Origin of the sequence: Fictibacillus gelatini DSM 15865, from assembly GCF_000430745.1 — a bacterium.
GTDB classification, from domain to species: domain Bacteria; phylum Bacillota; class Bacilli; order Bacillales; family Fictibacillaceae; genus Fictibacillus_A; species Fictibacillus_A gelatini.
In genome coordinates this window covers 1-26,229 of record NZ_KE387229.1, presented here as the reverse complement: position 1 = coordinate 26,229, position 26,229 = coordinate 1, and the positions used below count along the sequence as shown (strand labels likewise).

The following is a 26,229-nucleotide window of genomic DNA, read 5'->3' as shown; positions in this document are numbered from 1 at the left end:
ATGTTAATCGAATTATTTTTATAGTAAAAAAGTAATAGCGAAAGCCTTATAAACGCTGTAAGATGAGATTACATAACATTCCTAGTCGGAGACAGAAATGAGGGCGGAGATGAACTATATTAAATCTATTTTTCTATTCTTCTTGTTTTCTTTTGTGTCGGTTTCGGTTGCTCATGCGAATGAAATTACTGTGAAACCAAAAGTTTCAAAATATAGCACGAAAGCGATGTTTGATAAGAAAAAGGAGTTTGCCAGCGGCCAGCTCATCATTAAGTTTAAACAAGGAACGACGCATGATGAGAAAGAGCGGCTTTTTCAAACCTTGCATTTGAAAGAGATTTCGAGCTTAACGTTGGGCGACTTTTCACTTGTCAGCGTGCCGAAAGAAATGAGTGCAAAATTAGCGGCAACTAGACTTGTTCAAAGCTCCGCTATTGAATTTGCAGAACCAAACTATCATGTGAAACGGGCCTATATCCCGAAAGATTCCGGGTATAAGAAACAATGGTTTTTAAAAAAAATCAATGCAGCAAAAGCGTGGAATGAAACAAAAGGCGCTTCCAATGTGACGGTTGCTGTAGTTGATGGAGGTGTTCAGAAAACACATCCCGAATTTAAAGGTCGCATCGTCAAGCCGTATAATGCGGTAACAGGAAAGACGTCGTATCCTTTCGATAAACACGCTACCCATGTCGCTGGCATTATTGCCGCAAGCATGAACAATAAAGGTACGGTCGGTCTTGCGCCAAAAGTGAATATTATGCCGGTAAATGTATTTGTCGGTAACGAAGCTGATTTTTATGATATTGCCAGAGGCATCGAATATGCAGCAGACCATGGCGCTGATATTATTAATTTAAGTCTCGGAAGCTATGATTATAGTTATGTGATCGATTATGCGGTCAACTATGCCTATTCAAAAGGAGTCATTGTCATTGCCGCAGCGGGAAATGAAGATACGTATAAGAAATCATATCCTGCAGCACTTGACCATGTGCTGGGAGTCAGTGCGACAAACGATGCCGACCGGATTACCTGGTTTTCCAATTACGGTTCGTATATAGACCTCGCAGCCCCCGGGGAAGATATTTATTCGACAGTGACGGGGAATTCCTACGAGGAAATGAGTGGAACATCAATGGCAGCACCAGTAGTTTCCGGAACAGCAGCCTTAATTTTATCGAAAGATCCGTTTTTAACCCCTTCCCAGGTAGAAGGCATTTTGAAAAAGTCGACGGTTGATTTAGGGCCAAAAGGAAGAGATGATTATTACGGAAATGGAAGAGTGGACGCTTATAAGGCGGTGACAAACACACCTTCGCCACTTTTCGGACTGTCTTCATCCGTTAAGAGCTTTCCGATAAAAGGGACAAATACCGCTTCTATTTCGTTCCATGCGGTCGCAAAAACAAAAGTGTCCGTTTATGTAAAAGACTCAAAAGGAAATGTCATTCGCAATATCATCAGCAAGAAACCTTCTTCCGGAGGCAAAAAAACCGTTACATGGGACGGGAAAACGAATGATGGGGATTATGCGCCAAATGGAACATACGAGATTTGGGCGAAAGTGACAAATGGAAAGAAAAGCGTTTATAAAAACATCAAGCTAAAAGTCGTTGATCAAGTGCTTCCAGCAATTAAGCCAACAGTTGCATCCGCATACGTTTCGCCGAACAAGGTAAAGACGGCAAGTGTGCCATTTGTATTGAGCAGAAAAGGAAAGCTTACGGCAACGATCAATGACCAAAATGGCAAAGTCGTAAAAACGATCTGGAAAGACCGCGTTTTCATGGAAGGGAAACATTCATTATCATGGGATTTTAAAACGGCGAGCGGGAATAAAGCGAGCGACGGGGAATATACGATTAAATTCAGCCTGGTTGACGCATTGAAGAGAAAAGGATGTGCTACAGTAAAGGTAAAGGTCGATTCAAAAGCGCCTAAAGCAAAATTGCCGCTTGATTCCAGCCTCTTTAAAGCAGATGGCAATCAACTGTTCCTAGCGAAAGCCACGATCAATGAAAATAGTGTTGTCAATGCTTATGTTGTATCCGAGCAAGGGGAAAAAGAAAAGAAGCTAATAAGCAATCAGTCTTATCAACCAGGGGCAGTTTTCCTCAACTGGGATGGAACTACGGAGAAGGGCACATTTGCCGCCGAAGGAACGTACCGACTCGAGTTGGACATCAAAGATCAAGCCGGGAATGAAACGTCTGTCAAAAGCGGCCCATTCACGTTTGAAGATTGGCGGACACCCGTCATCGAAGGAGCGCCGTCCGTAGACTATACTCCGCAAGGCAACACAGAGACTGCCTATACTCTATTAAAAGCAGGAAAAGTGACGATCGAGATTCGTGATGAGGCAACTGTCATCCGGACGATTGAAACGGATATGGATCAATCCGAAGGCAAACACTCCTTTACGTGGGATGGAAAGGATCAGTCCGGAAATGCAGTCGGCAATGGCGTGTATCGATATACGATTAAAACTGTTGACTCACACAATCTGGACTACACATTTACCGGTGAAATAAATGTCCATACAAACGAATGAACAAGAGGATGATGTCCAAAAGTCAGGCTTTTAGGACATCATCTTTGCATAAATGTCATTTTGATAGCGATATTTTCACCCAATTTGAATAAGATATTGTTCAAAATTCAATGAGTGACCCTGTTATTTTCCAGACGGCGGAATTTATTTTTCAATCAGCGAATTTTATTTTATTTTCTAAACGACAAGATTTATTTTCCAAACTAGTGAAATGATTGTCCGAGGGCAGTTTCCGACAACTTTTTTCAGTGTGCACGCTCTAAGCTAATATGTTCTGCGCTCATTTTTATTTGAAGTAGTTATAAACCACAGAAATAATAATAATTAATAAAATCAGTGATAACATACATCCTGGTTTCCCTATGAATGTCCGGTCAAACGTATCGCGTTCCTTTTCTCTCATTACAGGACCCCCTTTTAAAATAGTTATAAGTATTCAATTTCCTGCAATAAAATTCCTCTACTTGGAAAAATGTTTTATAAGTCTTTGGACATGGTTCAAAAGATTCAATTCTATCAACTTGCTAAATTTCCCCAAAAAACACAAACTGTTAATGATAGAATAATTTTTGGAATATGGCATCACGCTAATCCGGGGTCATATTACTATTTTCTTTCGGGGGTAGAACATGGGGAAACAGGGCAGGCTGTTCATTAAAATTTTTCTGCTATTTGTCTGTATAGGTGTGTTACCTTTTATTTGCGATACAAAAGGGGTACATGCGGAAGGCCCGAACGATCCGGCGCCGCAAATTACACCATCTGTTCCAAACGGGAAAAAAGTATTATTTGATAACACCCATGGGCAAACAGCCGGAGCGGCGGATTGGGTCATTGACGGCGGGTTTTCCGACTTTGCCAATGCAATTGCGAATGAAGGGTTTTTTGTAAAAGAACTTCGCAAGACAAGTCCGATTACGTATGACGATTTGAAAAACTATCAAGTGTTTGTTATTGGTGAAGCGAACATTCCGTATAAAAAATCGGAACAAGAGGCGATGCGCCAATATGTTGAAAACGGCGGAAGCATCTTTTTCATCGCCGATCATTATAATGCCGACCGCAATAAAAACCGCTGGGATGCATCGGAGGTCATGAATGGATACCGCCGCGGGGCATACTCAGATCCGGCGAAAGGAATGTCGGCTGAAGAAAAAAATTCCGCTGCCATGCAAGGTGTTGAAAGCTCGGACTGGCTAAGCAGCAACTTTGGCATCCGTTTTCGTTACAATGCCGTCGGGGATGTGAATGCGACAACAATCGTTTCGCCAAAGGACGCTTTTGGCATTACTGAAGGTGTGCAGTCTGTCGCAGTTCATGCCGGGTCAACCTTAGCCATTACCGATCCGAAAAAGGCAAAAGGCCTTGTTTATCTTCCTGCTTTGACAAAAGACGACAAATGGGCGAATAGTGTTGACCAGGGCGTTTATTTTGGTGGTGGGAAAGATGAAGGACCGTTTGCTGCCATTTCGAAAGTAGGGAAAGGAAAGGCGGCTTTTATCGGCGATTCTTCCCCCGTTGAAGATGCCTCGCCGAAATACTTGCGAGAAGAAAATGGAAGCAAGAAAAAGACGTATGACGGTTTTAAAGAACAAAATGATGCCCGGTTTCTGACGAATTTGGTTAACTGGCTCGCTAAAGAAGAAAGCTATACGTCGTTTGACCAGGCAGGAATCTCATTAGATGAACCTTCGCCACAGCTTGATTTTGAAACACCGAGCCGTTCAACAGAGCCGCAGCCGGAACCATGGGCCGCTCCGGATCCCGGCTATAAATGGTACGATCCTTCCACTTTTGCTGCCGGTTCGTACGGGGCAACGAAAGAAGCAGAAGTCAAACCCGAATATTCGTTTGTTCACCAGGACGTTCTCCCAAATGCAGAAACGTTTCAAATTCGGGTTTCAGTTGACCATTTATTGCCCGGGCAAACGGTTTCTGATTTGAAAGTCGGAATCTATTTAGACGGCGGAACACAGGTTGCCCAGTTTCAAAAGCAAGACGGCACATGGCCGACTTCCTATGATTATAGCGACGCGTTTTCGATGACAGCGGACAGCTTCGGTCATGCGAAAAAAGAATGGACCGTCCGAATCAAGCCGGGAACAAAAGGAACCGCGAATCTTCGCTTAAAAATAGGGAAAACGAACATTTTGACGAAAACGGTGACGATCGATAATGTAAAAGCCGTTCCATTGCCGGAAGATCGGCCGCAGCTGCCTGAAAAAATTTCCATTGCTGACGCCAGAGGAAAAAAGGAAGGATCAATCGTAACAGTTGAGGGCATTGTTACGACAGAACCTGGCAACTTTGGCGGAAAAGGCTTTTATTTGCAAGATGGATCAGCGGGGATTTATATTTTTCAGGATAAAGACGGATTCCACCCGGGTGACGTCGTCAACATAACGGCCCCGATAGCGGTTTTTAATAATGAACGAGAATTAACGGACCCTATTGCGATGAAGAAAGTCGGAACATCAGAAGTCCCAAAAGCAAAAGTAGTGGATGAAGTCAATGAACAAAATCAAGGACAGTTCGTTCGTCTGGAGAATGTTGTGATTCAAAATTTGATGCCCCTTAATCGCGCTTTCGAGTTCGACGCGATTCGGAATGGGAAAACGACACGTGTCCGGGTCGATGAACGGACAGGTGTCACGTACAGCCAGTTTACGGAGAAGTTCCATAATGGAGATTTCGTTCATCTTTCAGGGATTTCTTCCATCTATAAAGACGTTTACCAATTGAAATTGTTCAATCTTAAAGACGTTGAATGGGCGGATACAGAAGGGCCGGTCATTCACGATTTGGACAAGTTGTCGTTCTTTTTAACCGATACATTCGAGGAAAAAGTGGCTGTAACGGATGAAGGGAGCGGGGTAGCTGAAGTCAGTCTCACATTGGACGGAAAGGCCGCTGCCAATCCGATCCACATTGACCCTCTTCAACTACTAAAAGGTGAACATACCCTTGCCGTTACGGCAGTCGATCGCGCTGGCAACAAAAGCGAAAGGACATTCACCCTTGAGGTCAAGATGGATACCGACCATCTCGATGAATTATTGGCCATTGGCTCCGATAAAGGATACATCACCCATCACGGCATCATTAACAGTCTTTCAAAGAAAATAGAAGGGATTCAAAAAGCAAAAAGTGAGGCTGAAAGAGAAGAAAGGCTTACAGCTCTTATCAATGAAATAAAGGCACAGGCAGGGAAGAAAATCGATAGCAGGTTTGCGGAATATTGGTATATGGTTAATTAAACAAAAACCGAAGCGGTAATCCCGTTTCGCAGGCTGTCGAGAAAGAAATCGACAGCCTTTCAAATGGACAAAAGCAGGCAGATAGACTTGATTTCTTCATTCGTTGAATTATGCCTTAAATCGGTTGAATTAATACTAAAATTGGTTGAATTATGATCAATTTCCGTTGAATTATGGGTTGTTTTCGTTGAATTATGATCCAAATTACGTTGAATGTTCTTTAAAATCGGCTGAATGAATTGGAGTGAGAAGTCGATTAATTTCTTCTAAATAAAAAAAGTGTGGAGAAAACTTAGGTTTCCCCACACTCTGTGAAATTGTAATCAATTAATGTGGCAAAAAGGTCAACTGATAAAAGAAAAGTACTGCAAATACGTAAACGAGGATCGGCACTTCACGCCATTTTCCGCGGACAATTTTCAAAAGCGGATAGGAAATGAAACCGAGTGCAATGCCGGTAGCGATGCTTGATGTGAGTGGCATCGTTAGAATAATTAAGAATGTCGGGAAGGCTTCATCAAAGTCTTCCCAATTGACTTTTCCAAGGGCTCCAAGCATCAGGCTGCCAACGATGATCAACGTTGGCGCTGTGATGGCAGAAAGGCCTGAAATGGCGCTTACCAATGGGCTGAAGAAAGCGGCAATCATAAATAAAATGGCAACGACAACCGAAGTCAGCCCCGAACGTCCTCCTGAAGCCACACCTGAAGATGATTCAATAAAAGCACTTGTCGGGCTTGTCCCGAAAGCCGCACCAACCGTTGTTGCTACTGAATCTGCCAGAAGCGCCTGGCGGGCACGCGGCATCACATTCCCTTTCATCACCCCCGCTTTTTCCGCCACTCCGACCATTGTTCCGGTTGTATCAAAAATCGTCACGAGTAAAAATGAAAAAACGACGGAGTATAGACCGTAATGAACAACATCGCTGAAAGCCGTGGCTGGATTGCCAAAAATAAAGAAATGATCCGGCAATTTTGGCACTGCGACAAATCCTTTAAATTTCAACTGACCTGTAAAATAAGCGATAATTCCCGTTACAATCATCCCGAAAAACAAAGCGCCGTTTACATTTAACGCCATGAAAATAAGTGTAGCGGCAAGCCCCGCCAATGCGAGCAATACAGACGGCGAATGGAGATCACCCAGGCCAACGAGGGTCGCTTTATTGGCAGTGATGATGCCGGTTTGGCGCATCCCGATAAAAGCAATAAACAGGCCGATTCCGGCAGTAATTCCATGTTTTAAATTGGCCGGGATCGATTCAATTAATTTTTTCCGAAATGGCGTTAAAGACAAAATCAGAAAGATAATCCCGGCTACAAAAACTGCGCCAAAAGCCGTCTGGTAGGAGATGTGCGTATGTCCCCCGCTGACGATGGACGCAAAATAGGCGTTTAATCCCATCCCTGGCGCAATGGCGATCGGATAGTTGGCAAATAGCGCCATCCAGAGTGTCCCAATGACAGTAGAAATAATGGTTGCCATGAAGACGGTGTCAAAAGGAACGCCGGCAGAATGGAGAATAATTGGATTGACGACGACAATATAGACCATTGTCAAAAACGTTGTCGTTCCGGCTAACGTTTCCGTTTTAACGTTTGTTCCTAATTCTTTTAACTTAAAAAAGGAAGATAACATGAGAAGCCTCCTCAAATAACGAACATTAAATTAACACGATTACTATATTATTCGTTTTTAGTTTGGTTTGCAATAGGTTTCTATGAATAGAATTCGTTTTTAGCAGGCAAATCATGTATAAGTCTTGAAAGGGCCGAATTGTGATAAAATAAATGTAGTCGAATATAGCGTTTCGGGAGGACATAAAGATGAAAGATCTATTTAATTCGGATAATAACAATAAGAAAAAGGGAATGGGCTTTACGATTATTAGCGGTGACTCAACGAGCGGCCACGGCGGGTTTGGCGTTGGCGCATTAAGCCTTGACCATGTGACGCCTGTCATCGTTGATCCAGAAGACAACACTGCCTATGTTGACATGGGCGCGATGCATGCGAGGAGCGATGTTGAAAAACGGATTAAATTCACGCCCAATCGTGAAGATACACCAAACCCGAGATTATACTGGCTCGTTTGGGTGACGATTAACCGCAATGCGGAAGGTCCGTATTATTACGGCGTCACGGCATGCGAGATGCAAATTGATAAAGAAGCCCGCCGCGGTTACAAAAGCTTGCCGGAACATGTTAACCGCATGGATAAGTCGATCAAGGGCCATGTGATCGTCGACGATATGGATGAAAAATCAAGAAAGCTATTAGGGAATTTCCTGAAGTCACACAGTGAAGAAATGTTCAATCGCTCAAGTGATGAAGTGAAGAAATTGGTAGATTAACTGGAAAAGTTATGAACCTTTTTTGAACATTTTCTAAAAACTCTGTCACAAATAATGAGAATGAAGTAAACTCCAGTATATAGCATTGTACACACAATGTTACTAGGACAATAAAATGCCCGGAGGAGACGGTCTCCCCCGGGCATTTTATTTTTGGGCGGAATTACTGCACCAATTGGCGGAATGATTACTCAATTCGGCGGAATGATCGCCAAAATCGGCGGAATTCATCCCCGAAATGGCGGAATTAAGCAAAATCACTGTTTTCGTCACCACGAAAATAGCTTCCGGAACCAGCTTTTTTCTTTTTTCTTCTGATGCTTGCTCTTTTTATGTCCCCCGTGTTCGTTGCAATAGTCTTTCGGCTCCGTTCCTTTCACATAATACGTCAAGCGTTTGACAGGACAATTTTTCGTGGCGCGTTTTCCGTTGGCGGGATCGACTTTAACGGCTACGACGCCTTTTGGTTTTTTAAAAGAAAGAACGGGTTGATCTTCTAACGCATGTTCCATAAATTTGACCCAAATTTTCTTCGAATAGCTTGAATCGCGGACGGGATCAAGTATACGGCCCTGATCATAGCCGACCCAGACGCCCGTTGTTAGCTGCGGCGTAAAACCGATCATCCAGCTGTCATTTGGCGTCGATCCCGATTTCCCCGCTGCCGGCCGGGTTAAATATTTGCTGATGCTAGCACCCGTTACTTTCGTATAATCGTTCAGTCGCTCATCGAACGTTCCAGTAAGAAGCCCGGTCATAACAAACGCCTTTCGTCGATCAAGCACTTGCTTTCCTTTCTTTTCATTTTCATAGATCACTTTTCCGGAATGATCGGTAATTTTCGTAATGAATACCGGATCGAAGCGTTTTCCGCCATTTGCGAATAAATTATAGGCATTGGTCATTTCAAGCACGCTCGTTCCTTTAGAGCCGAGAGCCAACGACGGAATTGGAGCGAGCGGGCTTTTGATTCCAAATTTATGGGCGGTTTTTACAAGTTTTTTCGGACCTAAAAAAAGGTTCGTCTTTACCGCATAGATGTTATCCGATAACGCTAAAGCCTGTGCTAATGTAATAAAATCATAGGCGTAACGGTTGTTGAAATTGTGCGGTTCATATTCCTGGCTTCCTGTTCCCATCGCGAATGTCGTTGGCTCACTGCGGATCGACGTCGAAGGGGTGTAGCCGTTTTCCAATGCACTATAATAAAGGAAAGGCTTAAACGTCGATCCCGGAGCGCGAGTTGCCTGTGTCGCGCGGTTAAACGGGCTTTCTTCATAATCTTTTCCACCGACAAGGGCTTTTACTTGCCCGTTCCTCGGATCCATGGCGACAAGAGCGGCTTGAATGTCAGCGTTCTTTCGGAGTTCTTCATCTACTTCCTGTTCCGCTTTTTCCTGCATGTTTACATCAAGCGTCGTATAAATGTGAAGACCGCCAAAATCAATTAATTTCGGATCAAGATTTAATTTTGATTTTAAAATGCGCATCACTTCATCTTGAAAATATGGCGCGATCTTCGGCGGGGCTATTGCCTGCTGCTCATGAAAATGGAGCTTAGCGTGGCGGGCCGAAACTGCATCAAGCTTTGAGATGATTCCTCTTTTTTGCATCGCCTTTAAAATCGTCGCTTGCCTTTGTTGAGCCCGCTCGAGATGCGAAAAAGGAGAATAATATTCCGGACCTTTCGGAATGCCGGCAATCATCGCGGCTTCTGGCAATGTTAAGTCTTTCGCTTCTTTTCCGAAATAGTATTCAGCAGCCGATTGAATGCCGTATGCCCCGTGTCCGTAGTAGATCGTATTTAAATAGCCTTCAAGAATCTCTTTTTTTGAATAATTCATTTCCAGACGGAGCGTATAAAACGCCTCCATAAGTTTTCTCGTCCACGTTTTATCATGGGTCAAAAAAAGATTGCGGGCGTACTGCTGGGTAATTGTGCTTGCCCCCTGCACCTTGCCCCCCGCTTTAATGTCGGCAAGGATGGCTCCGGCAATCCGTTTGAAATCAAACCCATGATGGCTGTAAAAGTTTTTGTCTTCGATTGCGACGGTAGCATTGACAAGCGCGGGACTGATTTTATTTAAAGGCACCCAATAACGGTTTTGCCCCGATGGTTTCACTTCGCCGATCACCGAGCCATCATTCGCATGGATGATCGTCGTTTGCGGCACGAGAATGGGAGGAGGTCCCATCATTCTTGCAGCAAGTAAAAGGCCGAGAAAACTTGCGAACATGAAGCCGCCTGCCACAAGAGCCAGTTTAGCGAAAAACGCTCTTTTCCCTTTTTTAAAAAACCGCTTCTGATGTTGACCCTTTTCCAACGAAATGTGCCTCCCTTTTCGTGATTGATTCTCTTTCGATGCACGGGTGATGCAGTACATGTGCATTCTTATCTGTTAGTATTGCAAAGAACCCGGCCGCTTAAACATGCGGGCAATCGCCGGTTAAACAGGGAAGAGTTAAAGAATGATATACTAGTACTAGCAATCAATTGGAGGTTATCGATCATGTTGATTAAAAATATTCGTTATCTTGTCTTAGAGGAGGGAAATTGGGCCGCCAACCAGGGCGATATATTCATTAAGGACGGGAAATTCCATGAAATCGGCAATGTGAAGCATGCAGAGAATGAGAATGAGATCATCGATGGGAAAGGGATGCTTGCCATACCAGGGCTTGTCAACGGGCACCAGCATACGCCGATGTCGCTCTTACGCTGTTATTGTGATGATTTACCGTTAATGGATTGGCTAAACAAAAAGATGCAACCGGCGGAAATGAAAATGACGGATGAAGACCGCTATTGGGGAGCGATGCTGTCTATTGCTGAAATGATCAAATCGGGAACAACGACATACGCGGACATGTATATCGGCATGGACACGATTGGACGGGCGGTAGAGGAAAGCGGAATCCGCGCGTCTCTTGCAAGGGGGTTGATCGCGATGGACTCCGACTATGAAGGGCGACTGAAGGAAGCGGCGGACGTCGTCGACAAATGGCACGGAAAAGCAAATGGGCGGATTACGGCGATGATCGCTCCGCATTCGCCGTATTTGTGTCCGCCGGAGTTCTTGAAAGACGTCGTCCAATTGGCGAAAGAAAAAGAAAAGCCGCTGCATACCCACCTTGCGGAAACGATGGATGAAACCGCCATTATTGAGGAGCGCTACGGAATGAGCCCGACGGCGTATTTGGAAAGTGCCGGGATGTTTGACGGCACCCACGTATTGCTGGCCCACGGCGTTCATTTCAGTAAAGAAGATGTGGCTATTTTAAAACAGATAAAAGGCGGCATCATTCATAACCCGGTCAGCAATGCGAAGCTCGGCTGCGGCATAAGTGAGGTTACCGGTTTAATGAAAGAGAAAATCACAATCGGCCTCGGCACAGACGGAGCCGGCAGCGCAAGCACGCTGGACCTTTTTATGGAAATGAAGGCGGCGACATGGATGCAAAAGCTGCTCTATAAGGATGCCTCTGCCTTATCAGCCGGTGAAGTGCTAAAAATGGCAACTATCAATGGGGCCGAAGTGCTCGCGCTCGGAGATGAAATCGGGTCAATCGAAATCGGGAAAAAAGCCGACCTCACGCTCATCGATATGGGCAAGATCCATTTAACGCCTGCGCATGATGATGTTTCGCTTCTTGTTTATTCAGCGACAGGGCAAGATGTCGATACGGTCATTATTGATGGGAAAGTTGTCATGCGGGGCAGGGAGCTGCTTTCGATCGATGAAGAAAAAGTCATTTTTGAAGCGAAGGCGAGAACGGAAGCCTTAATAAAAAGAGTATAAAAATGCAAGTAGATTATGAAAAAGGTAAATGCTATAATCGTTATGTTTGATTAAAAAACAACGATGCCTGGCATTTCGAATAATGAAAAGCGGCAAAGAAGCACGCTACGTTTTGGCTGGCCGCGATCAAGAAAAAAAGGAGTGATGAACGTGGAATTATGGTTCACGGAAAAGCAGACGAAAAACTTTGGAATTACAGCGAAGATCAAACGTACATACGTGACGGAGCAAACGGAATTCCAAAAGCTTGATATGGTAGAAACAGAAGAGTTTGGGAACATGCTTGTTTTGGACGGTATGGTCATGACGACGCAAAAAGATGAGTTCGTCTATCATGAAATGGTGGCGCACATCCCATTGTTTACCCACCCAAATCCGAAGCAAGTGCTTGTCGTCGGTGGCGGTGACGGCGGGGTTATTCGCGAAGTGTTGAAACACCCATCCGTTGAAAAAGCGACATTGGTTGAAATCGATGGAAAAGTCATTGAATACTCGAAGCAATATTTGCCTGAAATTGCTGGCGAACTTGACAATCCGCGCGTTGAAGTTAAAGTGGACGACGGCTTTATGCATATTGCAACAAGTGAGAACAAGTATGATGTGATTATGGTTGATTCCACCGAGCCGGTTGGTCCTGCGGTCAAGCTGTTTGAAAAAGGATTTTACGAAGGCATTTCCAAAGCGCTGAAAGAAGATGGTGTATTTGTCGCGCAAACCGACAACCCATGGTTCACTCCGGATTTGATTTCGAAAGTATTTTCCGATGTAAGCGAGATTTTCCCGATCACCCGTCTGTACACGGCCAATATCCCGACCTATCCGAGCGGCCTGTGGACATTTACGATCGGCTCGAAAAAGCATGATCCGCTTGAAGTAAGCGACGAGCGGTTCCATGACATTGAAACGAAATATTGGACGAAAGAGCTGCACAAAGCGGCATTTGTCCTTCCAAAGTTTGTTCAAGATTTAATTAAAAAATAATAGCGAAGGCGGCTTACGGGGCACCCGGGCCGCCATTTTCTGAAAGGAGACTGTTTGATGCGATTTGAAGAAGCCTACTCCGGCAACGTGTTTATTTTAAGCAAGCCTGACTTTGAAACGAGTGATGCAGTCATTTACGGGATGCCGATGGATTGGACTGTTTCCTTCCGCCCGGGTTCGCGTTTTGGCCCTGCCCGCATTCGCGAAGCGTCGTTAGGTCTGGAAGAATACAGCCCATATGCGGACAAGCATTTAGAAGAAGTGAATTATTTTGATGCGGGGGATATTCCACTTCCATTTGGCAACCCTGAGCGCAGTTTGAACCTCATTGAAGAATATGTGGGGAAATTGCTCGATGCCGGCAAATTCCCGCTAGGCCTTGGCGGCGAGCATCTTGTTTCCTGGCCAATTTTTAAAGCGATGAAAAAGAAATACGACGATTATGCGATCATTCATATTGATGCTCACGCCGACCTTCGCGAACAATACGAGGGAGAGGCGCTTTCCCATTCAACACCGATTCGGAAAGCATGCGAGTTAATTGGACCTGAAAATGTGTATTCATTCGGTATTCGCTCAGGGATGCGCGAAGAATTCCAATTTGCAAAGGAATCAGGTATGCATCTTTATAAGTTTGACGTAGCCGAACCGTTGAAAAAAGTGTTGCCGACGCTTGCAGGGAGAAACGTCTATGTGACGATCGACATCGATGTTCTCGATCCGGCCCATGCACCGGGAACGGGTACGGCGGAAGCTGGCGGAATTACATCGAAAGAATTGCTGGAAGCGATAATGCTTATTTCTGAGTCTGACGTCAAGGTCATCGGCGCGGATCTTGTTGAAGTGGCTCCTGTATATGATCCGTCCGAACAAACCCCGATTGCGGCAAGCAAATTCGTTCGTGAAATGCTCCTCGGTTGGGTCAATAAAAAATAACAGTTGGACAATGAAATAGATGAAGGGAAAAGACTAAAATTTTTGATTTTAGTCTTTTTTTGTCGAATAATGTTACAAAACTGTGTCGGAATTTGATATAGTTAACGTGTAGAAATTTTCAACATTTCGGAGGGAGTTGTGAAAATGAGTCTAATGGAAAAAGCAGATGTATTCGATATAAGCTTTATCCATCACCTTTCCGATGCAGTTATTTTTCTTTCCCATCATCAAAACATCTACTCGTTCAATCCCGCCGCCGAAATGTTATCCGGATATTTGGCAAAAGAGATGGAAGGACAATCGATTACCTCCATCTTGCCTGATTTAGTGATTGAGGATGAAAGACAAATCGAAACGAAAGAGTGGTTACATACGAAAGATGGCCGAATGGTTCCGGTCATTGTGACAATTCAATCCATTCGCCATCAGCCAGAATCGCTGTATTGTCTGATCGTGAAAACGGCTTCGAGTGGTTCTGTAAGGAAAGAAGAAGATCAAAACTATCAATTTTTATTTGAATATAGCCCGAATACGGTCTTTGCGATTAGCCTTGATGGGAAGATTAAAGATGTAAATAAGTCTGCCGAAGAATATACGGGTTATTCCAGAGATATGCTCATTCACCAGTCATTTGAAATGTTGTTTGATGAGCAAGAATCAAAAAGGGCAGCGAGCGAGCTAAAAAAAGTCACGAACGGAAAATTGCGGAATTGGAAAACGTACATTTACGATAAAGATGGAAAACGAAAAGAAATTGGCATGACCGCCATTCCTGTTATTATGGATCAAAGAGTATATGGCGTTTATGCCATCGCCTGTGATATGACGGAAGTCAAATCGACGGAGGAAATGCTGAAGAAATCCGACACCTTATCGATTGTCGGCCAGCTTGCCGCTTCCGTCGTTCATGAAATCCGCAATCCTTTAACGGCATTAAAAGGATTTATTCAGCTGTTGCAAACGAGAGAAACCGTAAATGCGCAAAAGTATTATCAAATTATGTTCGATGAGCTGAACCGGATTGAGAAAATCGTCACAGAGCTTTTAATTCTGGCTAAACCACAAGTAAAAGATTATGAGAAAAAAAGCATTGAGGACCTGTTAGATTATGTTGTTGCCTTGTTGAAGAGGGAAGCAGAAAATCACAATAGTGAAATAGAATTTCAATCTACAGGTGAGATGCCGCTTGTCGAATGTGATGAGGATGGGTTGAAACAAGTGTTTATTAACGTGGTGAAAAATGCGCTCGAGTCGATGGAAAAAGGCGGGGTCGTCCGCGTATCATGTTCATCCGATGATAAGGACGTCATGATCGCCATTGAAGATGAAGGCTGCGGAATTCCCGAAGAAGATATCAAAAAAATTGGAAAGCCCTTTTATACGACAAAGGATAAAGGAACAGGCCTTGGTCTTATGATCAGCCAACAAATCATTAAAAAACATAAAGGAACGTTCCAAATTAAAAGCAAAAAAGGAAAAGGAACGACCGTCCAAATCACCTTGCCGGTCGCCTGACGCACTTCAACATGAAGTGCGTTTTTTTTGTGGAAAAGAAAACCCTAGGCTAGGCCTAGGGTTCCAAAAAGCTTTCAGCGTGGTATTAAAAAAACTCCTCTGTGATGCTAAAATATTTTTGGTTCGTCAGCCAAAATATCAGCATACGGAGGAGTTTTTATGTCAAAAGACACTAATAGTTTAGCACACACGAAATGGAATTGTAAGTATCACATCGTATTTGCCCCAAAGTACAGAAGGCAAATCATTTATGGGAAAATTAAAAAGGACATTGGAGAAATACTGCGCACGCTATGTGAGAGAAAGGGTGTAGAGATTATCGAAGCAACAGCATGTAAAGATCACATACATATGTTGGTAAGTATTCCACCTAAGATAAGTGTGTCCGCATTTGTAGGATAGTTAAAAGGAAAAAGCAGTTTGATGATATTTGATCGTCACGCCAATTTGAAATACCGGTACGGGAACCGAAAATTTTGGTGCACCGGATATTATGTGGATACAGTGGGGAGAAACAAGAAGGTAATAGAAGAATATATACGTAACCAGATCCAGGATGATATAGTCGCAGAACAATTAACGATGATGGAATATATTGATCCATTTACAGGTGAAGAGGTAAAGAAAAAGAAAAGAAAATAAGAAGGAGGCCTTTGAGGTCTGGCCAGTAAAAGAAGTACGCCTGGCGAACCATTCAGTAGCCCTTTAGGGTTTGGTCAGTAACAAAGGCTTCCAGCCGCAGAGAAAACCACCCGTTATCACGGGTGGTTTTTATTGTAGATGACTATAAAGTTTTACGGGAAATAAATAGGATGAATTCTTCTTGAAAATCTATTTTTAGAATTCAACATTAAATGAATTTGTTACTTTTATCCTAATTTATTTAAGAATCATATCGAAAAAATGGTTAATCATACCCATTTATGGTAACAGGAAGCATTATATAATGAAGTTAATTGTCGTACAAAATGGAAAAAAGGGGGATAAGGGGGAAACGTATGAAAAAAAGGAGTATATTGTTGATGGTTGTCTTTTTAGTGACCATTTCTAGCTTGCTAGAATTATGGGCCTTTAATAAGACAGCCAAGGCAGCTGAGTCTTCAGTCAATGTGAGTACAACAGAAGTAATTGAAGATACGTTTATTAGCAGCCAAAATCCATCGACGAGCTATTCAATAAGCCAGTATTTAGTAACGGGAAAGCATAGCAATTTTGGTACTACCCGTAGTTTTCTTAAATTCAAGTTGCCTTCTCTTCCAGATAATGCTGTCATTACTTCTGCAAAACTAAGTCTTTACCAATATTACAATACTACGAATCAAGTCTCCATAGATATTAGACCTGTCAACAGTTCATGGAACGCTTCAACTCTCACATGGAATAATAGACCAATAGTAGGCAGCAGTATCTCGAACAAAACCGTACAGCAACCGGGATGGTATGACTTTTACATGACGGATCTTGTGAAAAGTTGGTATAACGGGGCATCAAATTATGGCATTTCGGTCCAATTTCGAGATGAAACCCAATCAACAAAGATTTTTTATTCGAATGATCATCTCAAATACGATGACCTAAAGCCAAAACTTACGATCACTTACTCTGTTCCAGGTGATATGTCAAAAGAGTATCGGGCTTTTTGGGTTGATATGTTTCATGACGGAGCAAAAACCCCAAACCAGGTCGATCAATTAATAAAAGATGCCCAAAACAACAATGTAAATACGATTTTCCTGCAAGTTAGGCGCCGAGGGGATGCCTATTATTTGAATTCAGTTGAACCCAAAACGGAGGACCCTTATTTGCAGGACGGTTACGATCCTTTGGCCGATCTAATTCAAAAAGCGCATTCAGCCAATCCGAAAATTCAAGTTCATGCCTGGTTCGCGATGATGCCGATTTGGAATAAATCAACACCTCCAAAAGATCCAAATCATATTTTTAACGCGCACGGTATGACTCAATCTAGTGAAAATAACTGGTTAAGTAAGACCTATACAGGCAGCTATGTTAATGGATCGGATTATGTCATTGACCCGGGACAACCTGATGCGGTGAATTATACAAGAGATGTCATTATGCGTGTTGTCCGAAATTATGATGTGGATGGCATTCATATGGATCTCGTGCGATATATGGGTGAGGACTGGGGCTATAACGATATAAGCGTTGAACGCTACAACAAGGCATATAAGAAATCCGGATTGCCACAGCCTTCAGATCCGACCTGGAAGCAGTGGAGAAGGGATCAGGTAAGCAATATGGTTCGAAAAATTTATACATCGGTTCAACGTGTGAAACCATCGGTTACGGTCTCAGCCGCAACAATAGCCTGGGGAGACGGTCCGAAAACAAAAGACGATTGGAATCAATCTTCTACAATGAACAGTGCCTTGCAAGATTGGCAAAGTTGGCTTGAAGAGGGGGCAATTGATATAGCCGTTCCTATGAATTATTTCAGGGAATATGATAGCAATCAACAAGCCTATTATGAACATTGGCTAGAATGGGAAAAAAACCATCAAGGGAAACGAATGACGCTATCCGGTGTCGGCATATATTTAAATTCCATTCAAGAGAGCTTGTCCCAGATTAAAAAGGCCCAGGCTCCATCTTCAACAGGGAAACAATTGGGTGGTATTAGTCTCTACAGTTATGCTGTAACCAACAAAGATGGGACATCTAATACTGAGTTTTACAGTGTCTTAAGTTCACCTACAACATACAGTCAAGAGCCCGTATTTTCAACAAAGATATCCGCTCCTGAATTACCGTGGAAAATATCACCTTCAAAAGGGCATCTTTCTGGTTCCTTAAATGGATCTGATCATGAACTTGTTACGATTACAGGGCCAGAAGTTCGTCAAACGTACTCGGATGGTAGTGGAGATTTTCAAGCGATTGATTTAACGCCGGGGGGCTATACGATCGAAGTTAACGGAAAATCGGGTCAAGTTACTATTGAAGCTGGAAAAGTAAGCACGATTACTTTGGAATAAAGAGTAGTTAATTGGGGGAAGAATTATGGGATATCGTAAGGGGATAAAGCAGCTTTACAAAACGATTGTTTGGACTATCACTTTCGCGCTAATTGTTAGTTTAGCTCCGCCACTGGATTCAAATGTGGCAGCAGCACCCAAGAAAAGCAAAAATCACATTAAAAGTACGAAAAAATTAAAAGAACTAACCGACCTCAGAACGGAGAATTCCAAAACCTATCTTGATCCGCAAACCCACGAATATATTATGGAAGAATACACCGAACCTATTCACTTCAAAAAAGATAAAAAATGGGTCAACATTGACAATACGATCGTAAATGGCAAAGCAGAGTCGGATGACACGGATCTTGCGTTAGGAAACAAGGCAAATAAATTTAATGTGAAATTTGCTAAGAAAAACAAAGACAACCGAACCGTTCGCGTCAAATGGAAGGATAGGAAACTTGATTTCGGCATAGTCGGTGCGAAAAAGGTAAAAGGAGTGGTTGAGAAAAACCATGTCACGTATAAAGGGATTTTCCCTGATACGGATCTTACCTTTTACTCTGACAATAACTCAATCAAAGAAGAACTGGTCATTCACAGCAAACCCGACCAAACTCAATTTTCATACGAAGTGAAAATGAAAAATCTTGAAGCAAAAGAAGGAAATAACGGCGAAATTCATTTTAAGGACAAAAAAGGAAAAACATTTTTTTCCTTGACGAAACCGTTTATGTATGATGCCGAAGGAACTATATCCCATGACGTAATGATGAAACTCCGTGAAGAAAATGGGAAAACATATGTTGATGTGAAGGCTGACGATAAATGGTTGAAATCGCCGGATCGCAAATATCCAATTATCATTGATCCCAGTGTGGTTGTGAATGATGCCACGACAGAGGACTCCTTTGTTTCTTCCGCGTATCCAAATAACAACTATTATCTTGACCCATCCCTTATTACGGGAAAACAAATTTATTATGGGACCACTCGTTCATTGGTAAAATTCAACTTAAAAAGTGTGTTAAGTGGGGCAAAAATTACCGCAGCGAAAGTTTCGTTATATTCCCACTCTAATACCAATGGTTTCGATCATACAGCAAATGTAGGCGTGTATCCGATTTCAAATGCGTGGGATTCAACCAAAGTCACTTGGAATAACCAGCCTTCGATTGAACCCCAGGTTTCCAGTCTGGCTGTAACAACGGATGGCGAATACAATTTCTTTATGACCAATTTAGTGAAAGAATGGTATAGCGGGAAAAAGGCAAACTATGGAGTCATGCTGAAAAACACAGATGAAACAGTTGATCGGAAAATGTTTCGATCCAGTGATTATTCTACAGACTTGACCAAAAAACCGAAACTGACCGTTGTTTATTCCATTGAGCCGATCGGGGTAGAAAGTTTTTGGACTACAGCTGAATCCAATGTCAACACATATAATGGAAACTTCTTTACACAAGAGACTGATCTGACCATTGATGGCCGTGGCCTACCTTTAACGGTCAACCGAACGTATAATAGTCGATCAGATATATCTGGTTGCTTCGGATATGGATGGAGCTCTAACCTCGATCAACAACTGACATTTGCAACGGATGATCTTGTCGTATACCGGGATGAAGACGGAACGGAACACTTTTTTACAAAAAATACATCCGGGGGGTATGATTCTCCAGGAGGCGTTTATTTACAGCTAGAGAAAAACTCTGACAGTACCTTTAAACTCATCGATAAAGACCAATCGTATACAACGTTTGATTCTAAGGGGAACGTGGTCTCTGAAACGGATTCGAATGGGAATAAAACGACGTATGAGTATAGCGGAAACCAACTAGTATCCGTTATTGATCCGTCAGGAAGAAAGATGACGATAAGCTATGGGGATAATGGAAAAGTAAGCTCGATCACTGATCCCGCTGGCAGAAAGTACACCTATTCTTACGATAGCAACGGAAATCTGACAGGTTTTTCAAAGTTGGACAAGAACGGAAATACTGTGTTTAGTGTCGCCTATGGCTATGACACGAACCATCAAATGACCTCTTTTACCGACGAAAGAGGGAAAAAGTTGAATATGACGTACAACTCAGATCGCCACCTTGTCAAATCAGAGCAACAGGTTACCGTACAAGGTTCTCTTAAGACGGATTATTACACGATGTCCTATGATACTACTAATGGTGTTACTACACTTACAGACTCTCGTGGAGTTAAAACGGAATACACCCACAATGCGTATGGAAACGTCATTAAGACTGTCGAGGATGTTGGGGGCTTAAATTATACAAGAACGTATAATTACGATGATGAAAACAATTTAATTCAGGAAAAAGACGAAAACGCGAATAAGAGTGGCAGCGATGCATCATATAACTATTCGTATGATGAAAATGGCAATTTAACAAGCTTTACAAATACCCTTAATGAGCAAGAAAAAATAGAATATGATTCAAACAACAATCCAATCGAATTTACGGATGCTAAGGGGAATGTTTCAACAGAAGAATATGACAATAAAAATAACAATGTAGCTTCAACAGATGCAGCAGCAAAGTCTTCAGCAGCCAAATATGATTCAAATGGCAACGTCATTGAGGATACAACTTCCGTTAGTATCGGGGATAACCTTGTTGCAAACAGCAGCTTTGAGACAGATAGAAATAATGACAATTGGCCAGATGGTTGGAAAAAGATTGGAACAGCCACCTTCACATACGACAGCAATAGTGCCTCTGTACAAAATACAAAACTGGGTACAAAACAGATAAAAATTTCAAATCCATCAACCAATTCCGCGGTTGAAAGCAATACGATCACGTATGATGGGCAAAAGAAATATGTGGCAAGCGGTTATATTAAAACATCGAATGCAGCATCAACCGCTAAACTTGTTATTACAGGGAAGGATTCGAGCGGCGCAACGACGAAAACCATTAATAGTCCAACACTATCAGGAACAAGCAAAGTTGAAAGGCTCCACCTCGTCATCAATCCGGGGGATCTTCCGAGTAATACTACATCGATTACGTTAAAAGCGTATGCAAACGCGGGAAGCGGGGATTACTATTTCGATGGGCTACAGCTTGAGGAAGAATATTATGGCGCTTATAATTTAATCGACAATGGCAATTTTGAAGTAACAGATAGTAACGGAGTACCAGATGGATGGTATTTGCCGGGAACATTGACCTCTTCTGACGGAATAGATTCCACGACGGCTTATGCAGGGAAAAAGTCATTCAAATTAACCGGCAAGCGTGGAGTAGATAAGTTTGTCCGCCAGGAACTGCCGATCAATGGAAAAGCCGGACAAGAAATCACTGTTTCCGGGTTTTCCAAAGTGGATTCTCCAACCGCTTCAGGCCAGTATCAAATGAATGTGGCTATTAACCATACGGACGGCACGACACAGTGGGTGAATGGGGATTTTGACAAAAGCAAGTCCCATGATTGGCAGCATGTGTCATTACGTTTTGCTGCGACAAAAGATTTTAAATCATTAACGGTTTATTACCAGTTTAAAGATCAAACTGGAACTGCATGGTTTGATGCAGCCAAAGCCCAAATCGGGTCCATTCGGACCAAATCAACATATGATTCCAAAGGGAACTATGTCATTAATAGTACCGATCCAAACGGCAACAACGTCTGGAAGTCGTATGATGATGTTGGAAATGTAACCGGAGAAACCGTTGGTGGCGATACCCGGAAATACGAATACGATGCCAACGATAAATTGACAAAAGTCATCGATGAAAACGGAAAAACAACAGTTTATGAGTACGATAAAGCAGGAAACCATACCGCTACGATCAATGCGAAAGGTCAAAAAACAACATCAACGTATGATGAACGAAACAACCAGACATCATTGACGGATGCACTGGGACGCAAGATTACGTACGATTATGATCTTGTGGGGAATGAAGTAAAAACCACTTCTCCAAATGGCAGTATTGTAGAGAATACGTATAACAATGCTGATCGAAAAACGGCAGTTTCGCATAATGGTTCGAAGCGCTATGAGTTTACGTATGATGCCAATGGAAATGTATTAAGTGAAAAGGATCTCCTGACAGGGGTCACGACGAATTATGTTTACGATGCGGATGACAAAGTAAAGGAAAAGTCCGATTCAACCGGAAAGAAAAACACATACACATATGACAAGAACGGCAACGTTGTCAAGAGCACTTTTGCATCAGGCACGACAACGATTACAGTCGACCGCAAAGTAGATAAAAATGACCAGGTGACAAGCATTACGAGCGGGAATACGGCGGCTTCGTTCACTTATACGGAAAATGATCTATTGGCTGGTTTGAAAAATAAGAATGGAACTTTCACACTATATGATTACGATGGAGCTGGTCAGCCACTTCGTTTTTTGACAACGAATTCAAGTGGTGCATTCATTGAATCATTCGATTATACGTACGATGCGAAAGGCAATCGATTAACGGAAGAAACAAAGGATGGAACCGCTAAATTTACGTATGATAAAAGTGAACAGCTTATTAAAGAAGTCCGTCCAAACGGAGACACTTATGAATATACGTACGATGAAGTAGGCAACCGTCTATCGAAAAAAGTAACAAAAGGCTCGACCGTTATAACGGATGAATATACGTATGATGCAGCCAATCAGCTAACCGCCATCAACGGAAAATCAGTTACCCATGATAAAAACGGAAACTTGACGAATGACGGCAAACGAACGTACGTTTATGATGCTGAAGACCGCCTGATTGAAGTGAAAGAAGGAAGCACCTCTGTTGCGAAGTACCAATACAACTCGCAAGGGCTTCGTGTCAGCAAAACAACAGGTTCCACAACGATCAACTACACCTATGACGAAAACAATAATGTAGTCTTAGAAACCGATCAAAGCGGAAATGTCATCGCCTCCTATGTGTATGATGACGGAAACCGTCCATTAACAATGACAAAAGGCGGAAAAACGTACACCTTCCACGGAAATGCACGTGGTGATGTCACTTCCGTAACAGATGAACAAGGGGCTGTTGTTGCTTCGTTTGAATACGATTCCTGGGGTAATATCCTTAAAGAGTCCGGCTCATTTGCATCTCAAGTTCCATTCCGTTATGCGGGATACCGTTATGACCCGGAAACAAAATTTTATTATTTGCAACAACGTTACTACAACCCGGAGATTGGAAGATTTTTAACTCTAGATCCTGATCTAGGCGATAAAGAAAATCCGATTACTCAAAATGGATATACTTATGCGGATAATAATCCAGTATTAAAAGTCGATCCTAATGGTGAATTTGCATGGGCAGCAGGTGCATTTTTCGTACCAGGAATCGGTTGGGTAATTGGAGCTGGAGTATTAGCAGGAACTGCTGTCGGAGCTGGAGTTTATTACTTTAAGGAACATACCAAAAATAAACGAAAAAGCAATTGGAACAAGCATACGAAACCTAGACCAGGCCGGCATAGTGAAAAAAAGAGGCAAAAGAAAAATTGGAAATCAAGAAGTAATAAGAAAAAACGGAAGTAATAGAAAGAAATATAGAATGGAGTGTGTATAATGGACCAGGCAACCCATTTTATTTCGATTTTTGAACGTTCAATTAAAAAGAAGGAAGTGCTTTCTACTTATTTAAATCAATTTGACCCAGAAAAGTGTTCAGTCGGATTCATAGAATCTATTTCCTCAGAACAGTTTATTATGAAACATGTAACACCAGAAGGGATGAGTGATGGTTATATAGTTAGAAAGCTAGAAGATGTATTTAGAATTGATTCCAACGGAGAGTATGAAAAAAGAATTAAATTATTATATACTCTTCAAAATCAAAAACACGAAGATTTTACTGATAAAAATACAATATCCGGGAATACCAATTTGTTCAAGGAGTCCCTCATGATTGCAAAGAAAAAAGATTTAATTGTATCGGTATGTATAGATGAGACTGAAACTCAAGATGACATTATTGGATTTGTTAAAGATGTTAATTCCGAAGAAGTAACAATTTCGCGGATTTCTTTTGAAGGATTTTCGGATGGGGAATCAACTTTTTACTTGGAGGATATTAACAAGCTAAACTGTGATACTAGTGATGAAAAAATTATAAAGTTGTTATATAATCACAGAAAATCAAACAAATAATTAAAAAACTTTTTCCTGGTTGGCTCTCAAAGTGAAATTTTGAGAGCCAACCTTATTGATTATTTTCGGTGTATATTCTGTTGTTCATTAATAAACCAAATTTTTATTTATTACAATCCAGGGGTAGGAAGATTTTTAACCCTCGATCCAGAACTAGGAGAAAAGGAAAATCCGATTACCCAAAATGGCTATACTTATGCAGATAATAATCCTGTCATGATGGTTGCTCCTGATGGTGAGTGAGCCTGGTTAGCAATTAATGTATAGGTATCGCTGTGTATAGTAAATTGGCCGACAAAACGAAGTGGTTGGAAATTTGCCACATATGCATATGCGACCGGTGGAGCATAAATAGGCGGTGCTGACTTTAAAGGGGCACGAATTCTTTATTGGGATATGTAAATCAGATGTCCGTATATTTCAAAACCTATGAAAAAAGCATTTAAGTTTTTTGACTTGAACAGCTCATTTTTTTATTTTTAGGAGGATTTCAAATGGATTGCAAAATTTCCACTGAAGAGTTTTTAAGTTTAATCAATAGAGGTAGCGAAATAAACTTTGAATTTAATGACCAAGAGTATTGGATAAGCCAAAGCAAAGAAAACAATTTGAAAATTATTATTTTAACAAATGTGAATCATCAAGAAGATCCAAATGAGCAAGTTTTTCGAAGTATTGATGAATTCATTAAAAATGCGAATTTAGGTAGTTTCAAATTAATCGACGTTGTTGAGAAATTTAAGATTGAAGTAATTCTTTAGTGTCTGGCCAGTTTTAAGCAGCGTACACCCAGCAATCATTCGATTTATACATACGATGCTAAGATTCAAAATGGACTCTCGCCACAATTAAAGAAAAAATGCATCGACTTGATAAGCGCAGTTTCTTTCTTTTATAATAAAAAGGTTATGTAAATGAAAAAGGATGTGTCCGAAATGGCTGAAAAAGAAACGGGAATTTCGGTCAAACTGTCAATTGAAACGGAAATCCGCCATGATGGAATGAAAGAAGCGCATTCCGGAACGGCAGACGGGATGCTCTATAAAAAAGGCGATTCCACTTATTTAAAATATATAGAAGAGATCGAAGAAGTTGGATCGGTCAACAACGTCATTAAGATGAATCATAAAGGTATTGTCGTCATTCGCAACGGAAGCGTAGGGATGCGCCAAAAATTTTTAATCGGGCAAACGACGCAAGGAATGTATGATAGCCCATTTGGTCAATTGAGGATGGAAACGACGACGAAAGCGATGGAATTTCGCTGGAACCGGCAGGAAGGGCACGGTGAGCTACTTCTTGAATATGCGCTCGTTTTGCAAGGCGAAAAGGCAGGAAATCACACGATAAAAATTTATTTTAAGGAGCATTCCTGTTAGAAGGTTTTCGGGGACTTGAACAAAAAGAGCCCTCTTGGTATGATGCGGGGTGTCAATCTGCTAGAATTGACCCCTAATTTGTTAACCAAGGAGGACTCCATATGGATTGTATAGAAAATCAAAAAATTAATCAAGTCACTGAAAAAACACTTGTCGTCGGTATCGACATTGCGAAGCGTACACATTTCGCTTGTTTTGTGGATGATCGTGGTCGTGTGCTTCAAAAATCATTCTCTGTATCCCAATCTCGGGATGGATTTGAGTCCTTCTATCAACGAATATTAAGGGCCATGAAGGATCATGACAAAACAGAAGTCTTAG

16 protein-coding genes and 1 pseudogene are annotated in these 26,229 nt (G+C 42.0%); 15 read left to right on the top strand and 2 right to left on the bottom strand.

The genetic code is table 11. The annotated features are described in order from the left end of the window. Positions 1 to 109: 109 nt before the first annotated feature. Both H538_RS25220 and H538_RS26625 read left to right on the top strand, forming a co-directional pair. Entirely contained in the window at positions 110 to 2,554 is a 2,445-nt protein-coding gene (locus tag H538_RS25220) for a S8 family serine peptidase (RefSeq protein WP_051291557.1), read from the top strand. A gap of 629 nt (positions 2,555 to 3,183) precedes the next feature. Then, positions 3,184 to 5,811: a hypothetical protein gene (locus H538_RS26625; protein ID WP_035351537.1), complete on the top strand. Its 2,628-nt coding sequence runs from the start codon at positions 3,184 to 3,186 to the stop codon at positions 5,809 to 5,811. A 327-nt stretch (positions 5,812 to 6,138) separates the two neighbouring features. Here H538_RS26625 and H538_RS0118235 read toward each other — a convergent pair whose 3' ends face one another. Continuing rightward, positions 6,139 to 7,452, bottom strand: a complete 1,314-nt coding sequence (locus H538_RS0118235) for an NCS2 family permease (RefSeq protein WP_026678798.1) — start codon at positions 7,450 to 7,452, stop codon at positions 6,139 to 6,141. Between the two features lie 188 nt (positions 7,453 to 7,640). Here H538_RS0118235 and H538_RS0118230 point away from each other — a divergent pair, with 188 nt between their 5' ends. Then, entirely contained in the window at positions 7,641 to 8,168 is a 528-nt protein-coding gene (locus H538_RS0118230) for a YwhD family protein (RefSeq protein ID WP_026678797.1), read from the top strand. 269 nt (positions 8,169 to 8,437) lie between these two features. On the opposite strand, the gene H538_RS0118225 is transcribed toward H538_RS0118230, so the two are convergent. Further along, on the bottom strand, positions 8,438 to 10,492 hold the full coding sequence (locus H538_RS0118225; protein ID WP_035351534.1) for a transglycosylase domain-containing protein: 2,055 nt from the start codon (positions 10,490 to 10,492) through the stop codon (positions 8,438 to 8,440). A gap of 186 nt (positions 10,493 to 10,678) precedes the next feature. On the opposite strand from H538_RS0118225, the gene H538_RS0118220 reads away from it, so the two are divergent. From H538_RS0118220 to H538_RS24365, 12 genes and pseudogenes are all read left to right on the top strand, one after another. Continuing rightward, a complete protein-coding gene (locus H538_RS0118220) occupies positions 10,679 to 11,968 on the top strand; it encodes an amidohydrolase (RefSeq protein ID WP_026678795.1) in 1,290 nt (429 codons plus the stop codon). 150 nt (positions 11,969 to 12,118) lie between these two features. Next, the gene (gene speE / locus H538_RS0118215; protein WP_026678794.1) at positions 12,119 to 12,949 is read left to right on the top strand and encodes a polyamine aminopropyltransferase; all 831 of its coding nucleotides are present in this window, start codon (positions 12,119 to 12,121) and stop codon (positions 12,947 to 12,949) included. Between the two features lie 57 nt (positions 12,950 to 13,006). Then, the gene (gene speB, locus H538_RS0118210) at positions 13,007 to 13,885 is read left to right on the top strand and encodes an agmatinase (RefSeq protein WP_026678793.1); all 879 of its coding nucleotides are present in this window, start codon (positions 13,007 to 13,009) and stop codon (positions 13,883 to 13,885) included. A gap of 144 nt (positions 13,886 to 14,029) precedes the next feature. Beyond that, a complete protein-coding gene (locus H538_RS24385; RefSeq protein ID WP_051291556.1) occupies positions 14,030 to 15,400 on the top strand; it encodes a PAS domain-containing sensor histidine kinase in 1,371 nt (456 codons plus the stop codon). A 159-nt stretch (positions 15,401 to 15,559) separates the two neighbouring features. Further along, a pseudogene (gene tnpA / locus H538_RS24380) lies at positions 15,560 to 16,042 on the top strand (IS200/IS605 family transposase). A gap of 356 nt (positions 16,043 to 16,398) precedes the next feature. Then, the gene (locus tag H538_RS24375; protein ID WP_161627222.1) at positions 16,399 to 18,399 is read left to right on the top strand and encodes a family 10 glycosylhydrolase; all 2,001 of its coding nucleotides are present in this window, start codon (positions 16,399 to 16,401) and stop codon (positions 18,397 to 18,399) included. 25 nt (positions 18,400 to 18,424) lie between these two features. Further along, positions 18,425 to 23,917, top strand: coding sequence for a DNRLRE domain-containing protein (locus H538_RS24370; RefSeq protein WP_051291554.1), 5,493 nt, complete (start codon positions 18,425 to 18,427; stop codon positions 23,915 to 23,917). A 30-nt stretch (positions 23,918 to 23,947) separates the two neighbouring features. Next, positions 23,948 to 24,529: a hypothetical protein gene (locus H538_RS0118180; protein WP_026678792.1), complete on the top strand. Its 582-nt coding sequence runs from the start codon at positions 23,948 to 23,950 to the stop codon at positions 24,527 to 24,529. Positions 24,530 to 24,568: 39 nt separating this feature from the next. Next, positions 24,569 to 24,772 (top strand): RHS repeat domain-containing protein, encoded by a 204-nt coding sequence (locus H538_RS25780; RefSeq protein WP_245595270.1) that lies wholly within the window; start codon positions 24,569 to 24,571, stop codon positions 24,770 to 24,772. 251 nt (positions 24,773 to 25,023) lie between these two features. Beyond that, positions 25,024 to 25,290, top strand: a complete 267-nt coding sequence (locus tag H538_RS0118175) for a hypothetical protein (RefSeq protein ID WP_026678791.1) — start codon at positions 25,024 to 25,026, stop codon at positions 25,288 to 25,290. Between the two features lie 174 nt (positions 25,291 to 25,464). Further along, positions 25,465 to 25,908 (top strand): YwiB family protein, encoded by a 444-nt coding sequence (locus tag H538_RS0118170; RefSeq protein WP_035351573.1) that lies wholly within the window; start codon positions 25,465 to 25,467, stop codon positions 25,906 to 25,908. Between the two features lie 101 nt (positions 25,909 to 26,009). Next, the coding region (locus tag H538_RS24365) for an IS110 family transposase (RefSeq protein ID WP_026677875.1) at positions 26,010 to 26,229 on the top strand (220 nt) is incomplete at its 3' end.